Annotated in this window: 1 pseudogene; it reads left to right on the forward strand. The window is 41.1% G+C overall.

Features of this window, described 5'->3' with window-relative positions:
• Positions 1-638, forward strand: a pseudogene (locus ACFIL8_RS12130) (transporter); the annotation flags it as partial.

The raw sequence follows: 638 nt of genomic DNA on the forward strand, positions 1-638 counted from the left end.
ACCTCTGCTGGTTCACCGTTTTATTTTAACTTTCACTTTGGTGATTTAGGCAATACGTTTGTTTGTGGTCCCTCTGGTTCTGGGAAAACGGTTATTGTCAATTTTCTTTTAGCGCAACTTCAAAAGCATGATCCCAATATGGTCTTTTTTGACAAAGATCGGGGCGCAGAACTTTTTGTCAGAGCGGGTGGCGGCACTTATATGCCCTTGAAGAATGGTAGACCGACAGGCATAGCACCGCTAAAAGGCTTAGACTATAACAATCCAGCAGATAGAGTTTTTTTACGCCAATGGATTATAAAGCTTGTTTCTTCTGAAGATCAAAAGATCAGTGAATCAGAAAGACAAGATATTTCTGCTGCTGTTGACCAACTTGCCTTGTTGCCAAAAGAACAACGGACGATCTCCGCCTTACAAATGTTTTTTGACACCACGCACAGGGAGGGGATAGCGGGTCGTTTAGAAAGATGGTGTAAAGGCAATGCCTTAGGGTGGGTTTTTGACAATCCTGATGACGACATTGGCATTGATGCAAAATTTATTGGTTATGACATGACGGATTTTTTAGATAATAATGAAATTCGTCCCCCATTAATGATGTATCTTTTTCATAGGATTTTGTCTCTGATTGATGGGCG

Source organism: Bartonella sp. AP57NXGY (assembly GCF_042195805.1).
Taxonomy (GTDB): domain Bacteria; phylum Pseudomonadota; class Alphaproteobacteria; order Rhizobiales; family Rhizobiaceae; genus Bartonella.